Source organism: Achromobacter sp. UBA2119, from assembly GCF_002331005.1.
Taxonomy (GTDB): domain Bacteria; phylum Pseudomonadota; class Gammaproteobacteria; order Burkholderiales; family Burkholderiaceae_B; genus Achromobacter; species Achromobacter animicus.
Genome location: NZ_DCYD01000003.1, coordinates 69,676 through 85,146, shown reverse-complemented (window position 1 = coordinate 85,146; position 15,471 = coordinate 69,676). Strand labels below are relative to the sequence as shown.

Below are 15,471 nucleotides of genomic sequence, written 5' to 3'. Positions count from 1 at the left end.
TTTTTTGTGCATTGACGGATTCCCGGTCGGGAAGTTATCGATCCAAATCGTGCATCACGAGGGAAAAATTACCGATCGGTAATAATTAACCGATTTGCTGCTTCCAGCGCAGAAAAATTCCCGATCGGGAAAATTTTCACGTTAGAACTCCTAATTCCGGATAAACTTCCCGAACGGTAAAAACGGAGGTCGCTATGGGTTCAAAAGTAGACGCCTTCCCAGTGACGGTGCAGTCTTCGGCCGAACTGGGCGAATTGGTGAAAACCGTCCGGCGTTCTCAAGGTTTGCTGCAAGCGGATCTGGCCGGGTTATCCGGAACGGGCAACCGCTTCGTGGTGGATCTGGAGCGGGGCAAGCCGACGCTGCAATTGCAGAAGGTGCTGGATACGCTGGACCTGCTAGGCCTGGAAGTACAGATCGCGCCCAAGCGCGCGAGGCTCCCATGATCAACGCGGACGCTCTCGATATTTACCAGGATGGTCAAAAAGTCGGGCGGCTGTTCGATGAGCAGCCGTTGCGCTTTGTCTATGACGACGTGTGGCTGAGCCATCGGGATGCGCGCCCGATTTCGCCATCAATACCGCTTCTGCATGGCGACCAATCGAGCGAGGCCGTTCACGCCTTCTTCGAAAACTTGCTGCCCGAAGGCCACGTGCGCAAGTTCCTGCAGGCCAGCCGGCATGCGACGACGGTGTTTGGATTGCTGCGCAGCGTGGGCGGCGACACCGCCAGCGGATTGACGATATTGCCGCAAGGGGAAGCGCCCAAGCCCGCTCATTATCGGCCGGTCACTTGGGCGGACATTGCCGCGCGCCTGAAGCAAACGGGCGTGCCGGCGCTGGTCGCCGAGAACGAGGAAGGAACCCGGATTTCGCTGGCCGGCGCGCAGGACAAGCTTCTGCTGACCGTATTGCCCGACGGGTCGCCCGCGCTGCCCGAAGGCGCGGCGCCCTCCACCCACATTCTCAAACCGGACATTCGCGGGCTCGATGGGGTATGGGCATCGGCCCTGAACGAAGCGCTGGTCATGCAACTGGCGGCAAGACTTGGGCTGGGGGTGGCGCAAGCCAGTTATCAACCAGATACACGCGCGTGCCTGATTCGGCGGTATGACCGAGTACCGAATGGACAAGGGGGCCTGCAGCGGTTACATCAACTGGATCTATGCCAGTTGGCGGGCAAGCCCTCGAACGCGAAGTACGAATCGGATGGGGGCCCCACGTTGGCGGAATGCCGCAAGCTGCTGGCAGCCACGGGTGTCGGGGGCCCGGACATAAAGCGTTTTTTGCAGTGGATCCTGTTCAATCTGCTGGTGGGCAACAACGACAGCCACGCAAAGAATCTTTCCGTGCTCCTGACCGACGAAGGGACGTACGTTCTGGCGCCATTCTATGACCTGATGTGCACGGCGATTTATCCGGGGTTGAGCGCTCGATTCGCGTTTGCCATTGGCGGGGAATACAAGCCCGGCGCCATTGGCAAGGGACAACTGGATGCCATGGCGACCGATCTGGGCTTCAACCCGCGCTATGTCGGTACGGTGGCGCAATCCCTCGTTGGCGCATTGCCGGATGCATTGGCGCAGGTAAAGGCCAGCTTGTGGGACGAGGCCCGGTTGGGCACCGAACGGACGCTTCTGGAGCGTCTGGCGCAATGGATCACATCGAACACGCGCAGGCACGCAAAGCGCTGGGGACTGCAAACCTGAAGACCTGTCCTGGCGAGGGTTCTTCCCCAACGGATTAATGACCTGAAGTCAAAAGTGTTTGCCCGCTAGACGCCTTTTTCTGCAAGTATCCGGCCGTCATACTGCACGCCTGTCTATCCGATGCGCCGGCCATTTCAGGCCGGATGCGCCCCAGGAACGTCCTGCCGGCGCCGTCGAATCCAAGGAACTTGCATGAATTCCCAAGAAACCCAGCCGGTGAAGGCCGGCCCGCCGTTGTTGGCCCTTGCCGTCGGTGCGTTTGGCATCGGCGTGACCGAGTTTTCCCCCATGGGCCTCTTGCCCGTCATCGCCGAGGGGGTGAACGTGTCCATCCCCAGCGCCGGCATGCTGGTCAGCGCCTACGCCATCGGCGTGATGGTCGGCGCGCCGCTGATGACGCTGGCGTTCTCGCGGTGGTCGCGGCGCAAGGCGCTGATCCTGCTGATGGCGATCTTCACCATCGGCAATATCCTGTCGGCGCTGTCGCCCAACTACACGACGCTGCTGCTGGCCCGCCTGGTGACCAGCCTGAACCACGGCGCGTTCTTTGGCCTGGGCTCGCTGGTGGCCGCCAGCGTGGTGCCTCGGCACAAGCAGGCCAGTGCGGTGGCGACGATGTTCATGGGCCTGACCATCGCCAACGTGGGCGGGGTGCCGGCCGCGACGTGGCTGGGACAGACGATCGGTTGGCGGATGTCGTTCTTTGCGACGGCGGTGCTGGGCCTGATTGCGATGCTGTCGCTGTGGCTGGCGTTGCCTGCGGGTGAGGCCGGGCGTCGTCCCAACGTGCGTCATGAACTGGCGGTGCTGCGCAGCCCCGCCGTGTTGCTGGCCCTGCTGACGACGGTGCTGGGGGCGGGGGCGATGTTCACGCTGTACACGTACATCGCGCCGACGCTGGCCGAGATCACTGGCGCGTCGCCGGCTTTCGTGACGGGCATGCTGGTGCTGATCGGTCTGGGCTTCACGCTGGGCAACGGCGTGGGCGGGCGCATGGCCGACCGCTCGCTCGATGGCACGCTGATCTTCTTCCTGGTGCTGGTCATCGTGGACCTGCTGGCGTTTCCGTGGCTGGCCTCGACGCCGGTCGGTGCGGCGATCGCGCTCCTGATCTTCGGTATCGCGACGTTCGCGGTGGTGCCGCCGCTGCAGATGGGCGTGATGCGCGCCGCGACGGATGCGCCGGGGTTGGCCTCGTCGATGAACGTGGGCGCGTTCAACCTGGGCAACGCGGTGGGCGCGGCGGCCGGGGGCGCGGTGATTTCGGCGGGCATGGGCTACGCGGCGGTGCCGATTGCCGGCGCGCTGATCGCAACGGCCGGCCTGGCGCTGGTGCTGGTGCAGCGCGCCGGGAATGTGCGCCGGCGTAAGGTGGCGATGCAGGGCTGCTGAGGTTCGGTCTGCGGGCAGCGTGATGAAAAGCCCCGGCGGAAAGCTCTCCGCCGGGGCTTTTCACATGGATGGGCTTCAGAACTTGAAGACGTCTTCCAAGTCGACCGACTCTTCCACCGATTCCAGCTTCACGCTTTGTTCGATGTGCTCCAGGTGATGCAAGGTCAGTTCCTCGGCGCGCTGCGAATCGCGGGCCGCGATTGCCTCGGTGATGAGTTCATGTTCGTCGTCCCGGCAACTGGTGGCGGTGGGCAGGTTGTACAGGAAGATGACCAGGCACGTCAGCGTGGAGAGTTCGCGCATGGTGCGCGCCAGTTCCCCGTTCCCCGCCAGTTCACTAAGCAGGATGTGGAATTCACCTGCCAGCCGGATGATGGCGCGCTTGTCGTCGCGTTTGCGGGCATCGTGCTCCAGCACGACGTGCTCGCGCAAGCGCGCCAGCTTTTCGGGCGTCAGATTTTGCGTCAGTCGCCGCACGACGGCCGGTTCGATCAGCCTGCGAGCCTCAAAGACATCGCGCGCCTTTTCGATGGACGGCTTGGCCACATAGGCGCCGCGTTGCGGGAATAGTTCAACGATCTGCTCGTGGGCGAGGCGCGCCAGCACCTCGCGGATGCGCGGGCGGCTGACTTCGAAGATTTCGGCCAGGCGCTCTTCGACCAGTTTGGTGCCGGGCTTGAGGCGGTTGTCCAGGATGGCGCGGTAGATGCGTTCGTAAATGCCGGTCACCGAGGTGTCGCGTTTGTCTGATGCCATGGGCTCGTTGTTGATTTGCGCGTTTGATGCCAGGGCGGGATCGCCGCCGTGGGTGATGAGCGGTTCTTCGCCGCTTGTAGACGTCGTGTTGGCCCCAGCCTGACTGGGTGACCGTGAAGATACCCGATCAGGCACCGCCATTGTGGATTGAAGCCAAGTGATGTCAAAAATAATGTTAACAATTTGGACTTGAAATGTATATTTTAGGGTAATCACTAGCGTAATCATTTTTGTATTCGGCCTAGAATCCGCTCACGACATGTCCATCCGGCCGCGCTTTTGCAGCCAGGGAAGGACGGATCAGACGGGCCGACGCATATGACGAAGCAGGGTTTTGATCTGGTGCTGCGCGACGCGGTGCTGGCGACTGCCGGCGATACCTGCCGCGCGGATCTGGCGATTTCCGACGGCCGCATCGTGCAAATCGGGCGCGGCCTGGCGCCCGGGCTATGTGAAATCGACGTGGCGGGGCGCGTGGTGACGCCGGGGGGGATCGACGCGCATTGCCACCTGGATCAGCCCATGGCGCCACCGGTGAAGTTGGCAGACGATTTTTTCACCGGCACGCGCTCGGCCGCCTGCGGCGGCACGACCACCGTGATTCCGTTCGCGGCGCAGCGCAAGGGGGGCACGGTGCAGGCGGCCGTCGACGACTACCACCAGCGGGCTGAAGGCCGCGCATGCGTGGACTATGCCTTCCACCTGATCCTGACGGACCCCACCCCCGCCGTGCTGAACGAGGAACTGCCGCGCCTGATCGAGGCCGGATACACCTCGTTCAAGCTGTACATGACCTACGACGCGCTCAAGCTGTCCGACGCTCAGATCCTGGATGTGCTGGACGTGGCGCGCATGCATGGCGGCATGGCGATGATCCATGCCGAAAACTCCGACTGCATCGCCTGGCTGACACGCCGCCTGGAGGCCGCGGGGCGTACGGCGCCACGGTTTCATGCGGTGTCGCGGCCCACGCTGGTGGAGCGCGAGGGCGCCCACCGCGCGATTGCGCTATCCGAGCTTATCGATGTGCCGATCCTGCTGGTGCACATCTCGGGCGGCGAGGCGGTGCAGCAGATTCGCGAGGCGCGCGCCAAAGGACTGAACGTATACGCGGAGACCTGTCCGCAGTACCTCCTGCTGACAGCGCAAGATCTGGGCATGGACGATAGCTATTTAGGCGCGCGGTGCGTGTGCAGCCCGCCGCCGCGCGACGCGTCCAGCCAGGAAGAGATCTGGCAGGGGCTGGCGGATGGCCTGTTTACGGTGTTCTCGTCCGATCACTCGCCGTTCAACCTGACCGGCGAAGACGGCAAGACGCCCGGCGGCAAGGAGGTGGCTTTCCGCCATATCCCGAACGGCATCCCCGGCATCGAGACCCGCATGCCGCTGCTGTACTCGGAAGGCGTGCTGGGCGGGCGCATCAGCTTGAACCGCTTTGTGGAGCTGACCGCGACGCAGCCCGCGCGAGCCTATGGCCTGTATCCGCGCAAGGGCACGCTGGCAATCGGCAGTGACGCCGACCTGGTGATCTGGGAAGAGCGTGATTTCACGCTCGGCAACGAACACCTGCACCACGCGGGGGACTACACCCCCTATGCCGGCATGCAGCTACGGGCGTGGCCCGCGCTGACGCTGCTGCGCGGTCAGGTCGTCTGGGACGGCTCGAGTTTTGCAGGCGCGGCGGGTCAAGGAATGTTCTTGCCGCGCGAATTACCCAGCCTGGCGCCGCCCAGTGCGCGCAAGAACGCGCAACCGGCCTGGCGCTAGCAGCACCCGAATACCCGAAACTCATTTCCAAGGATATTGCGTTGAAAACTACCCTGATCAAGAACGCCGAGGTTGTGGTCGCCTGGGACGCGGCGCGTCAGCAGCATGTCTACATGAAGAACGCCGACGTGGCGTTCGCGGACGGGCGCATCACGCACGTCGGGCCGGGCGCACAGGCGGCCGCGCCGGATGCGGACATTGTCAGCGGCAGCGGCATGATGGTCATGCCGGGGCTGGTGGACATCCACAGTCACCTGGTGCATGAACCCATCAACAAGGGGTACACGGACGAGACCGGCTCGGCGGGCCTGTACAACTCGAATCTGTACGAGTACATGCCCACGATGGAAGGCGATGACGAGGCTGCGCCCGCGCAGCTCACGCTGGCCGCGGCCGAACTGCTGATGTCTGGCGTGACGACCGTGGTGGACATGTCGGTGGCGCACGAGCACTGGATCGACATCATGGTGCAAAGCGGCCTGCGCGCCTACATCGCGCCTATGTTCCGCTCGGCGCGCTGGTACACGAAGAATGGCCATGTCGTGGAGTACGACTGGAACGAGCAGGCGGGCGAGGCCGGCATGGAACGCGCGCTGGCGCTGATCGATAAAGCCGAGGCGCATGAATGCGGCCGGCTGACGGGCATGCTGGTGCCGGCGCAGATCGACACCTGCACGCCGGAACTGCTGAAGTCCAGCCACCAGGAGGCCAAGCGCCGCGGCATCGGCTGGCAGACGCACGCCGCGCAATCACTGCCGGAGTTCCACGAGATCACCCGGCGCCATGGCCTGACGCCCGTGCAATGGCTGCACAGCCTGGGCGTGCTGGATCCGGGCAGCATCGTCGGTCATGGCATTTTCGTCGATGACCACCCGAACACGCACTGGAACACCGCCACCGACCTGTCCATCCTGTCCGAAACGGGCGCCAGCGTGGCGCATTGCCCGACGGTGTTCATGCGCCGCGGCATGGCGCTGCGCGATTTCGGGCGCTACCGCCGCGCAGGCATCAACCTGGGCATCGGCACGGATACGTATCCGCACAACATGATCGAGGAAATGCGCCACGTGGGCTATCTGGCCCGTTTGATGGCGCAGACGCCGCGTGCCGTGACCACAGGCGAAGTCTTCCACGCCGCGACGGTCGGGGGCGCGACGGCGCTGGGCCGCGAGGACCTGGGCCGCATCGCGGTGGGCGCGCGCGCCGACCTGGTGATGGTGGACATGACCCACCACCTCATGCGTCCGTCGCGGGATCCGGTGCGTAGCCTGGTCTACGCCGCCGCCGACCGCGCCGTGCACTCGGTGTACATCGACGGCAAACGGGTGGTGCATGAAGGCCAGGTGCATTCCCTGGACTATCGCAAGGCCGCTGAACAGGTGGACGAGGCCCAGCGCCGCGCCGAGGCGCTGGTGCCGTCACGCGACCTGGTGGCTGGCCGCAGCGCCGAGCAGATGTCGCCGCTGTCATTCGACATCGTCTGATCCGATCGCAATTCGACACCAGGGGCCGGCTACAGGCCCCGTTCATCCATAAGAACTTCAAGGGAACGACATGGCTTATCTGAACGCTGAAAGACTTGAAACCCGCTTCGGTCTTGCCCGTCTGGGCGCCGCGCTCGCTTGCGCCGGCGCATTGGCCTGGGCGCCTGCACAGGCTGAAACGCTGACCGTGGTGATGGCCAGCAAGCTGACGGTGCTTGACCCGGTGCTGACAGCGTCGCATCAGACGCGCAACCATGCCTACATGATCTACGACACGCTGCTGGCCACGGACGCCGACAACAAGATCCAGCCGCAGATGGCGGATAAGTGGGAGATATCGCCCGACGGCAAGACCTACACGTTCACGCTGCGCGATGGCTTGAAGTGGCACGACGGCGCGCCGGTCAAAGCCGAAGACTGCGTGGCGTCGATCCAGCGCTGGGCGCAGTCGGACAAGACTGGCCGCCAACTCATGCCGCTGGTGGCGTCGATGGACGTCGTCGACGACAAGACCTTCAAGATCGTGCTGAAGACGCCCGCCGACGTCCTGTCGGCGCTGGGCAAGCCCAGCGGGCTGCCCAGCTTTATGATGCCCAAGCGCGTGGCGCAGACGCCGGTGGCGCAGGCCATCACCGATTACACCGGGTCCGGTCCATTCAAGTTCGTGCAGAAGGAATTTCAGCCAGGCGTGAAGACGGTCTATGAGAAGAACACCGACTACGTGCCGCGCAAGGAAGCGCCCAGTTGGACGGCGGGCGGCAAGGTGGTCAATGTGGACCGCGTGGAATGGGTGGCGATGGCCGACCCGATGACGACGGTGAATGCGTTGCTGGGCGGCGAGGTCGATTACATCGAGACTGTGCCGTTCGATCTGGTGCCGATGGTGAAGAGCTCGCCGGACCTGACGCTACGCATTCTGGACAAGATGGGCTACCAGCCCATGTACCGCTTCAACCAGCTGCATGCGCCGTTCGACAACAAGCTGGTGCGTCAGGCCGCCATGTACGCGGTGGGCCAGGACGACATTCTGAAGGCGCAGGTGGGCGACCCGGAATTCTTCAAGACGTGCGGCGCGGTGTTCGGCTGCGATCTGCCGTATTCCAGCAACACGCGCGCCGACATGATCGTGCCGTCCAACATCGAGAAGGCCAAGGCGCTGCTCAAGGAAGCCAAGTATGACGGCGCTCCCGTGGTGATCCTGCACGCCACCGACATTGCGATGGCCTCGGCCATCCCGGTGGTGATAGCGCAGCAGTTGCGTCAGGCGGGCTTCAACGTGCAACTGCAGGCCATGGACTTCATGACCATGCTGTCGCGCCGCGCCAATCGCGACGTGCCGGCCAAGGGCGGCTGGAGCATCTTCGTGACCACGTGGCACGTCAGCGAGATCATGGATCCGCTGCGCAATTACGGCGTGTCGGCCAATGGCGAGAAGGCGTGGTTTGGCTGGCCGACGGTGCCGCAGGTGGAAGCGCTGCGCGACAAGTTCCTGGTGGCGGGCACGGAACCGGAACGCAAGCAGATTGCCGAGCAACTGCAGGACGTCATGCTGGACGAGGGCGTGGCGATCACGCTGGGCCAGATCGAGACGGCGGCGGCTTATAACAAGAAGCTGTCGGGCGTGCTGGAATCGCCGGCGCCGGTGTTCTGGAACATCAAGAAAGCCAGCAACTAAGCCATGATCAGCTACATCCTCAGACGCGTTCTGGCCACGGTCCCCGTGGTGCTGACGGTGGCCGTGCTGGTGTTCTGCCTGCTGCGGCTGACGCCCGGCGATCCGGCGCTGATCCTTGCGGGTGACGCGGCCACCGAGACGCAACTGGCGCAGATCCGCGAGCACATGGGACTGGACCGGTCGCTGGCCGCCCAGTTCATGCTGTGGGGCGGACAGGTGCTGCAGGGCGATCTGGGCACGTCGCTGCATTCCGGCACGCCGGTGACGACAATGATCGGCAGCCGCGTGGGGCCATCGTTGGCGCTGGCGTTGTCGACCATCCTGCTGTCCACGCTGATCGCGGTGCCGCTGGGCGTTTTCTCGGCCTGGCGGCGCGGCACCCGCGCGGACCGGACAGTGATGGCGTTTTCGGTGCTGGGTTTTTCGGTGCCTATCTTCGTCACCGGCTACGCGCTGATCCTGCTGTTCGCCATGAAACTGGGCTGGCTGCCGGTGCAGGGCTACAAGTCGCCTTCTGCCGGCCTCGTCGCGTTCGGCATGCACCTCTTGCTGCCCACGATCGCGCTCAGTACCGGCTTTGTGGCGCTGATTGCGCGCATCGCCCGCAGCAGCGTGCTGGAGGTGATGGGCGAAGACTTCATCCGCACCGCCCGTGCCAAGGGCATTACCGAGCGCGCCGTGATGATGGCGCACGCGCTGCGCAACGCGGCCGTGCCGATCATCACCGTCATCGGCGTCAGCATCGCCCTATTGATCAGCGGTGTGGTCGTCACGGAATCGGTATTCAATTTGCCCGGGCTGGGCCGGCTGGTAGTCGAGTCCGTGCTGGCCCGGGATTATCCGCTGATCCAGGGGCTGATCCTGCTGTTCTCGCTGGTCTATATCGGCGTGAACCTGACCATCGACGTTTTGTATTCGGTGTTCGATCCGCGCATCCGTTACTGAAGGAATCCGCATGTCCACTTCCATACACTCGATCGCGGGTGGGACGGGGGCCGCCCCGGCCGTCCGCAAGCCGCCCCGGTCGGCGCTGGTTCGCACGCTGTCCACCTGGCCGGTCATGGCCGCGCTGGTCATGCTGGCGGTCATCGTACTGGCCGCCGTCTCGGCAAACCTGCTGGGGCTGGCCGATCCGATGGCCATCAATCCCATGCAGCGCCTGAAGGGCTTTTCCGCCGAGCATTGGTTCGGCACCGACGCGTACGGGCGAGACGTGCTGTCGCGCGTGATCCACGGCGCGCGCATCTCGTTGATGATCGGCGCGGGCACAGCCTTCGCGGCGCTGATACCCGGACTGGTGCTGGGCGTGATCGCTGGCTACTTCCGGGCGGCGGACATGGTCATCATGCGAGTCATGGACGGCATCATGTCCGTACCCAGCATCCTGCTGGCCATCGCGCTGGTCGCCGTCACCGGCGCCAGCCTGCTGACGGTGCTGATCGCGATTGCCGTGCCCGAGTTTCCACGGGTGGTGCGCCTGGTGCGCGGCCTTATCCTGAGCCTGCGCGACGAGCCCTATGTGGAGGCCGCCATCTCGCTCGGCACGCCGACGCGGGTGTTGATGATGCGCCATCTCGTGCCCAACACGGTGGCGCCGCTGATAGTTCAGGGCACCTTCGTCTTTGCGTCCGCCATGCTGTCCGAGGCGGTAATGAGCTTCCTGGGCGTGGGCATGCCGCCGGAGTTTCCGTCCTGGGGCAACGTCATCGCCGAAGGCCGCATGTACTTCCAGGTCCGTCCCGAACTGATCCTGTTGCCGGGCTTGTTCCTGGCGTTGACGGTGCTCAGCGTCAACATGCTGGGCGACGCGATGCGCGACGCCCTCGATCCCAAGATGGCGCGGAGGGTCTGACATGAATGAATCCACAATGCCCGTGCTGCAAGTGCAGAACCTGTCGGTCCAGTTGGTGGGCGCGCCGCAAGAGGAGCCGCGCCACGTGGTGGAAGGCATCAGCTTCGACATTCACGCCGGCGAAACCTTGTGCGTGGTCGGCGAGTCCGGTTCGGGCAAGTCGGTCACGTCGTTTTCGGTGATGGGCCTTCTGGCGCCCGATGCGCTCAAGCCCTGCGCGGGCCGCATTCTGCTGGATGGCGAGGACGTGCTGACCTGCATGCCGGAACGTTTGCGCGAACTGCGCGCCACGCGCATGTCCATGGTCTTTCAAGAGCCGATGACGGCGCTGAATCCCGTGCGCACGGTGGGCTGGCAGATCGACGAAGTGCTGCGCACCCACACCGGCATGGATGCGGCCTCGCGCAAGCGAAAGATTCTGGCGATGCTGGAATCGGTGCGGCTGCCGGACGCCGAACGCATCTACCAGTCGTACCCGCACCAGTTGTCGGGCGGGCAGCGCCAGCGCATCGTGATCTGCATGGCGCTGATTCTGAATCCCAAGCTGCTCATCGCCGATGAGCCGACCACCGCGCTGGATGTGACGACGCAAAAGCAGATCCTGGCGCTGATCCTGGAGCTGCAGCAGTCGCACAACACGGCGGTGCTCTTCATCACGCATGACTTCGGCGTGGTGGCGGAAATCGCCGACCGCATCGCGGTGATGAACCGCGGGCGTCTGGTGGAAGTGGGCACGCGCGACGAAATCCTGGCGCGTCCCAAAGAGGCCTACACCCGCATGCTGGTGTCATCGGTGCCGGGTTTGGCGCCGCAGGCTAGGCAGGCGCCGGAAGGTGCGCCGGTGCTGGTGGTGAAAGGCCTGCAGAAGACCTATGCCGAGCGCGGCATCTTCAAGGCCAAGCGCACGGTGCATGCGGTCAGAGATGTCAGTTTCACGCTTCGAAAAAAGGAAATTGTCGGCGTCGTCGGCGAGTCGGGGTCGGGAAAATCCACGCTGGCGCGCTGCATTGCGCGGCTGATCGATCCGAGCGCTGGCAGCGTGCGGCTCGACGGCACGGAAATCGCCACCGCCACCAAACGGGAGTTCCATCCGGTGCGCAAGCGCATCCAGGTCGTGTTCCAGGATCCGTACCGGTCGCTCAATGCGCGCATCCGGGTAGGCGATTCCATCGTCGAAGGCATGCGCAATTTCGGCGTGCCGGAAGACGAAGCGCGGACGCGCGCCATCGAGCTGCTGGATATTGTCGGGTTGAGTGCGGAAACCATGGATCGTTACCCGCATCAGTTCTCGGGCGGGCAACGCCAGCGCATTTGCATCGCGCGGGCCCTGGCCCTGCGGCCCGATATCTTGATCGCCGACGAAGCGGTGTCGGCACTGGACGTTTCGGTGCAAGCGCAGGTGCTGGAGCTGATCGAAGACATTCGCGCGCGCACCGATACCGCAGTGCTGTTCATCACCCACGACCTGCGCGTGGCGGCGCAGATCTGCGATTCCATTGTGGTGATGAAGTCGGGGCAGATTGTCGAGGCCGGGGATGCGGCAGCGGTGCTGACCCAGCCGAGGGATGGCTACACGCGCCAGTTGCTGGAGGCGGCGCCGGGCAGGCACTGGGATTTCAAGCGGTTCAGGCCAACGGAGGCGGTTCTGCAGTAGGACGGCGTGAGAGGCCGATGCGGCTAGCCGGCGTGCCGTTGATCCAGCGGCTGCACCGCCAGTCGCAATCCCATCGCCTTCAGGATGGCCGTCAGACTGCTGAGTGCTGGGTTGCCGCTTGGCGACAATGTGCGATATAGCTGCGTCGGATTCAGACTTGCCTGCGAGGCCACAGACTGAACGCCTCCGAAGGCCAGCGTAAGCTGGCGTAGCGCAATAAGCAGCTCGGCCTGGTCACCGTCTTCCAGCACGCTGTTGATCAGGTCTGCGGCCAGACCTGGATCATCGCGGTACAGCGCTGCCATCGCTTCGTCATGGGGTCTGCTTTTCATGATTGTTTCTCCCAGTCTTTCCGGTAATTCACGGCCCTATCGATATCCGATGCCTGTGTTTTCTTGTCGCCGCCACAAAGCAGCAGTACTACGCGCTTGCCATATGGGGCGAAATACACGCGATAGCCGGGGCCGGCGTCAATCCTCAATTCCCAGACGCCATCGCGGCAAAACCGGTGATCCCCAAAATTGCCCATTTCAATTCGCGAGATGCGTCGTATGACGGCAACCTTGATCTGATTGTCTCGCAGGCCTTTCAACCAATCGAGATAGGGATTCGTGCGGCCACTTGCGGCCAAGTAATGTTCGATTTCGTACATGCGGATATTCGTTTATAGACGAAATCTTGTCAAGCCGTGGAGAAGTCCGGGAGGGCGACCGCCATGAATCGTTTCGTCGCCGACGCTGGCGCAGCTTTCGGAAACGGATATTCCGGGAATGTTTGAAGGGAAACAACCGCCAACGGTGACAGTTTTGGCACGGTTAAGAACGGCGTGGCGTGGGGCGGCGGCCCAATGACGAACTCCTCGGCGCAAGGACGACGCTGCATCGCACCCGGGGTGACCTGGGCCGCTAGGACCTGCCCAGTGGGATGCTTCGCAAATGAAAATGGGCGTCCCGTTGGACGCCCATTTGGTCAGGACTGGCCTGGATGGTGAATTCCCGGCATGCCGATCAAGCCTCGATCCGCTCCACTTTCCCGACCAGCAAGATATACGACAGCGCGCCCAGCAACGCCAGCGACGACACGTACACGATCGCCGGCGCAAAGCTGTCCTTAGACACCAGCAAGCCAATCACGATGGGCGTGCAGATCGACGACACGGGCACGCCAAGGTGCTTGCCCTTGATGTCCCACAGCGCCTGGTCGATACCGGCCAGCGCGCTCATGTGGATGGCGCCGCCGCGGTAGAAGCCGCCGCGGTACAGGACCGTCCAGTGATCTTCGATGTTGCGCGGATCCTTGCCGATCAGGTAATCGGACAGTTCTTCGACGGCGGCAGCAACCGAGTGCGCGCGGCCTTCGACGACGGGTTCACCCCAGCCGACGATGCCTTCGTCCGTTTCAATCTTCAGGAAGCACCACCGGGGCGGCACGATGTAGGTGGTGAGCTTGGTGATCTTCATGCTTGTGTCTCCTGGGCAGGATAGGCGCGTTGCCAGGCCGCGACGAAAGCGCGCGCGTTCTGGCCGGTTGCTTCGACCGACAGGCCGGGTTTGTACAAGGCGGAGCCCAGGCCGAAGCCGCTGGCGCCCGCCTGGGCGTAATTCGATAGGTTGTCGGGCGTGATGCCGCCCACGGGAACCAGCGCGATCGGCGGGCGCATCACCGCGCGCCAGGCCTTGAGCACGGCCGGGCCAAGCTGCTCGGCCGGGAACATCTTCAGCACGTCGGCGCCCGCTGCCAGCGCGGCAAAGGCTTCGGTGGGCGTGGCGACGCCGGGGCAGGACGCCATGCCCAGCTTCTTGGCCTGGCGGATGACGGCCGGATCGCTGTGCGGCATGACGATGAGTTCGCCGCCGGCCTGCTGGATGCGCGCGCAGTCGTCGGGATTGAGGACGGTGCCGGCGCCGATGAGGCAGTCGGTGGGCAGCGCGGCGCGCATGGCGCGGATGCTGTCCAGCGGATCCGGCGAATTCAGCGGCACTTCGATCAGGCGGAAGCCCGCGTCGTACAGCGCTTGCCCGACGGGTTCGGCTTCGGCGGGCGTGATGCCGCGCAGGATGGCGATCAGGCCGCAGTGGGCCATGGCGGTTTGCAGACCGGGATGGTTCATCGAAGGTTCCTAGGCGGGGATCGGGGTGGAGGGGGACACAAGCCCGGCGCAGATGGCCAGGTGCCACAGGCCGCGCTCGGTGGCGTTCTGCGCCTGCTCGGGCGCGCCCAGGCCGTAATGCTGCATGGCCAGGAGGTAGCGCTTGCACAGCGCGGGCTCGCCGCACAGCACGATGTGGGGCAGTTCGCCCTGCTGGCGAAGCATCTCGGCCAGCGCGGCGACTTCATGGCCGATCAAGAGGCCCGACAGATAGTCGGCCTGCGATTCAGGCGCGAGTTCGCCGGTCAGGCCCAGCGCGCGCGTGCTGAAGATGGTGGACATCACGCCCGCCCGGCCAGCCGGCGCGCCTGCAACTTTCACGCCGCGCTCGAAGGCGGCCATGTCGGCGTTGGGGGCGTCGGCCATCGTGCGGCCCAGAATGGTGTGGCCGCGCAGCGCCGCGTAGACTTCGCCGGTCATGAAGGTGTCGAAGTGCGTGACGCGGCCACGGCGTGCGTTGACCCATTTGGAGTGCGTGCCGGGCAATCCGATGAGCACGCTGTCGGCATTGGCACTGGCCTCGTCGGCCATCACGCCGAAGACCTGGGTCTCTTCACCGCGCATCACGTTGGGCAGGCCGTGGCGCTGGATGAGGCCGGGCACGATGTGCACGGGCGTGCCGCCGGGGCGTTCCACCACGGTCAGCAACGTGCCGATGCGTTCCAGGTCGACGGGCACGTCCAGGTAGGCGGCTTCCTTCCAGCCCTGCGCGCTGCCGACCATGCCGCAGGCAATGACGGGCAGGGAGGGCTCGGCGCGCAGCCAGTCGCCGCATGCCTGATCAAAAGCCAGTTCAAAGCCGGACAGTGTGGTGGTGGCGGCGCCGTCCTGCAGCGGTTGCGGCAGGCGCATGATGCCCCAGGGCAGATGGCGCGTATCGAGCGTACGGCCCGTGGAATCCAGGCGATAGGCGCGAAGTGAAGAGGTTCCCCAATCCAGCGCGATGAGAGCCGCACGGGCGGGCGATCCGGTATTCATCAGAGTCTGTCTCGTCTCTGGCCGCGCATCCGGCTGCCGTCGTTGCGCCGTCATGC

At 64.4% G+C, this 15,471-nt stretch carries 14 protein-coding genes and 1 pseudogene; 9 read left to right on the top strand and 6 right to left on the bottom strand.

Annotated features, from left to right (window positions below):
• Window positions 1-194: 194 nt before the first annotated feature.
• The 3 genes from B3098_RS02205 to B3098_RS02195 all read left to right on the top strand — a co-directional run bounded on the left by B3098_RS02205 (window position 195) and on the right by B3098_RS02195 (window position 3,100).
• Window positions 195-446, top strand: a complete 252-nt coding sequence (locus B3098_RS02205; protein WP_191579026.1) for a type II toxin-antitoxin system Y4mF family antitoxin — start codon at window positions 195-197, stop codon at window positions 444-446.
• Window positions 443-1,708, top strand: a complete 1,266-nt coding sequence (locus B3098_RS02200; protein ID WP_286890486.1) for a type II toxin-antitoxin system HipA family toxin — start codon at window positions 443-445, stop codon at window positions 1,706-1,708. Before B3098_RS02205 ends, B3098_RS02200 begins: the two co-directional genes overlap by 4 nt.
• Before the next feature lie 192 nt (window positions 1,709-1,900).
• The gene (locus tag B3098_RS02195) at window positions 1,901-3,100 is read left to right on the top strand and encodes an MFS transporter (RefSeq protein ID WP_286890484.1); all 1,200 of its coding nucleotides are present in this window, start codon (window positions 1,901-1,903) and stop codon (window positions 3,098-3,100) included.
• A 75-nt stretch (window positions 3,101-3,175) separates the two neighbouring features.
• Here the strand turns inward: B3098_RS02195 and B3098_RS02190 are convergent, their stop codons facing one another.
• Window positions 3,176-3,856: a GntR family transcriptional regulator gene (locus B3098_RS02190; protein WP_172802177.1), complete on the bottom strand. Its 681-nt coding sequence runs from the start codon at window positions 3,854-3,856 to the stop codon at window positions 3,176-3,178.
• 318 nt (window positions 3,857-4,174) lie between these two features.
• Here B3098_RS02190 and hydA point away from each other — a divergent pair, with 318 nt between their 5' ends.
• The 6 genes from hydA to B3098_RS02160 all read left to right on the top strand — a co-directional run bounded on the left by hydA (window position 4,175) and on the right by B3098_RS02160 (window position 12,288).
• The gene (gene hydA, locus B3098_RS02185; protein WP_286890483.1) at window positions 4,175-5,623 is read left to right on the top strand and encodes a dihydropyrimidinase; all 1,449 of its coding nucleotides are present in this window, start codon (window positions 4,175-4,177) and stop codon (window positions 5,621-5,623) included.
• Between the two features lie 41 nt (window positions 5,624-5,664).
• Window positions 5,665-7,107 (top strand): amidohydrolase family protein, encoded by a 1,443-nt coding sequence (locus B3098_RS02180; RefSeq protein WP_286890482.1) that lies wholly within the window; start codon window positions 5,665-5,667, stop codon window positions 7,105-7,107.
• A gap of 70 nt (window positions 7,108-7,177) precedes the next feature.
• Window positions 7,178-8,782 carry an ABC transporter substrate-binding protein gene (locus tag B3098_RS02175; RefSeq protein ID WP_286890480.1) on the top strand — a complete coding sequence of 535 codons (1,605 nt, stop codon included), beginning with the start codon at window positions 7,178-7,180 and terminating at the stop codon, window positions 8,780-8,782.
• 3 nt (window positions 8,783-8,785) lie between these two features.
• On the top strand, window positions 8,786-9,727 hold the full coding sequence (locus B3098_RS02170; RefSeq protein WP_286890478.1) for an ABC transporter permease: 942 nt from the start codon (window positions 8,786-8,788) through the stop codon (window positions 9,725-9,727).
• Between the two features lie 10 nt (window positions 9,728-9,737).
• Window positions 9,738-10,634 (top strand): ABC transporter permease, encoded by an 897-nt coding sequence (locus tag B3098_RS02165; RefSeq protein WP_286890477.1) that lies wholly within the window; start codon window positions 9,738-9,740, stop codon window positions 10,632-10,634.
• Between the two features lies 1 nt (window position 10,635).
• Entirely contained in the window at window positions 10,636-12,288 is a 1,653-nt protein-coding gene (locus tag B3098_RS02160; RefSeq protein ID WP_286890476.1) for an ABC transporter ATP-binding protein, read from the top strand.
• Between the two features lie 23 nt (window positions 12,289-12,311).
• On the opposite strand, the gene B3098_RS02155 is transcribed toward B3098_RS02160, so the two are convergent.
• From B3098_RS02155 to B3098_RS02135, 5 genes and pseudogenes are all read right to left on the bottom strand, one after another.
• Complete coding sequence (locus B3098_RS02155; protein WP_286890474.1) at window positions 12,312-12,620, bottom strand: DNA-binding protein; 309 nt, start codon at window positions 12,618-12,620, stop codon at window positions 12,312-12,314.
• Window positions 12,617-12,940, bottom strand: a complete 324-nt coding sequence (locus tag B3098_RS02150) for a type II toxin-antitoxin system RelE/ParE family toxin (RefSeq protein WP_286890472.1) — start codon at window positions 12,938-12,940, stop codon at window positions 12,617-12,619. Before B3098_RS02150 ends, B3098_RS02155 begins: the two co-directional genes overlap by 4 nt.
• Before the next feature lie 493 nt (window positions 12,941-13,433).
• Window positions 13,434-13,748 (bottom strand): annotated as a pseudogene (locus B3098_RS02145) (D-galactonate dehydratase); the annotation flags it as partial.
• A complete protein-coding gene (locus tag B3098_RS02140) occupies window positions 13,745-14,398 on the bottom strand; it encodes a 2-dehydro-3-deoxy-6-phosphogalactonate aldolase (protein WP_286890469.1) in 654 nt (217 codons plus the stop codon). The pseudogene B3098_RS02145 and the gene B3098_RS02140, both read right to left, overlap by 4 nt.
• 9 nt (window positions 14,399-14,407) lie before the next feature.
• Entirely contained in the window at window positions 14,408-15,415 is a 1,008-nt protein-coding gene (locus B3098_RS02135) for a 2-dehydro-3-deoxygalactonokinase (RefSeq protein WP_286890468.1), read from the bottom strand.
• Window positions 15,416-15,471: the final 56 nt, after the last annotated feature.

Bases quoted from the DNA above. Each gene is read 5' to 3' on its own strand.
- hydA (WP_286890483.1), top strand. From the start codon at position 4,175: ATGACGAAGCAGGGTTTTGATCTGGTGCTGCGCGACGCGGTGCTGGCG.
- B3098_RS02200 (WP_286890486.1), top strand. From the start codon at position 443: ATGATCAACGCGGACGCTCTCGATATTTACCAGGATGGTCAAAAAGTC.
- B3098_RS02165 (WP_286890477.1), top strand. From the start codon at position 9,738: ATGTCCACTTCCATACACTCGATCGCGGGTGGGACGGGGGCCGCCCCG.
- B3098_RS02155 (WP_286890474.1), bottom strand. From the start codon at position 12,620: ATGAAAAGCAGACCCCATGACGAAGCGATGGCAGCGCTGTACCGCGAT.
- B3098_RS02135 (WP_286890468.1), bottom strand. From the start codon at position 15,415: ATGAATACCGGATCGCCCGCCCGTGCGGCTCTCATCGCGCTGGATTGG.
- B3098_RS02205 (WP_191579026.1), top strand. From the start codon at position 195: ATGGGTTCAAAAGTAGACGCCTTCCCAGTGACGGTGCAGTCTTCGGCC.
- B3098_RS02190 (WP_172802177.1), bottom strand. From the start codon at position 3,856: ATGGCATCAGACAAACGCGACACCTCGGTGACCGGCATTTACGAACGC.
- B3098_RS02175 (WP_286890480.1), top strand. From the start codon at position 7,178: ATGGCTTATCTGAACGCTGAAAGACTTGAAACCCGCTTCGGTCTTGCC.
- B3098_RS02150 (WP_286890472.1), bottom strand. From the start codon at position 12,940: ATGTACGAAATCGAACATTACTTGGCCGCAAGTGGCCGCACGAATCCC.
- B3098_RS02160 (WP_286890476.1), top strand. From the start codon at position 10,636: ATGAATGAATCCACAATGCCCGTGCTGCAAGTGCAGAACCTGTCGGTC.
- B3098_RS02195 (WP_286890484.1), top strand. From the start codon at position 1,901: ATGAATTCCCAAGAAACCCAGCCGGTGAAGGCCGGCCCGCCGTTGTTG.
- B3098_RS02140 (WP_286890469.1), bottom strand. From the start codon at position 14,398: ATGAACCATCCCGGTCTGCAAACCGCCATGGCCCACTGCGGCCTGATC.
- B3098_RS02170 (WP_286890478.1), top strand. From the start codon at position 8,786: ATGATCAGCTACATCCTCAGACGCGTTCTGGCCACGGTCCCCGTGGTG.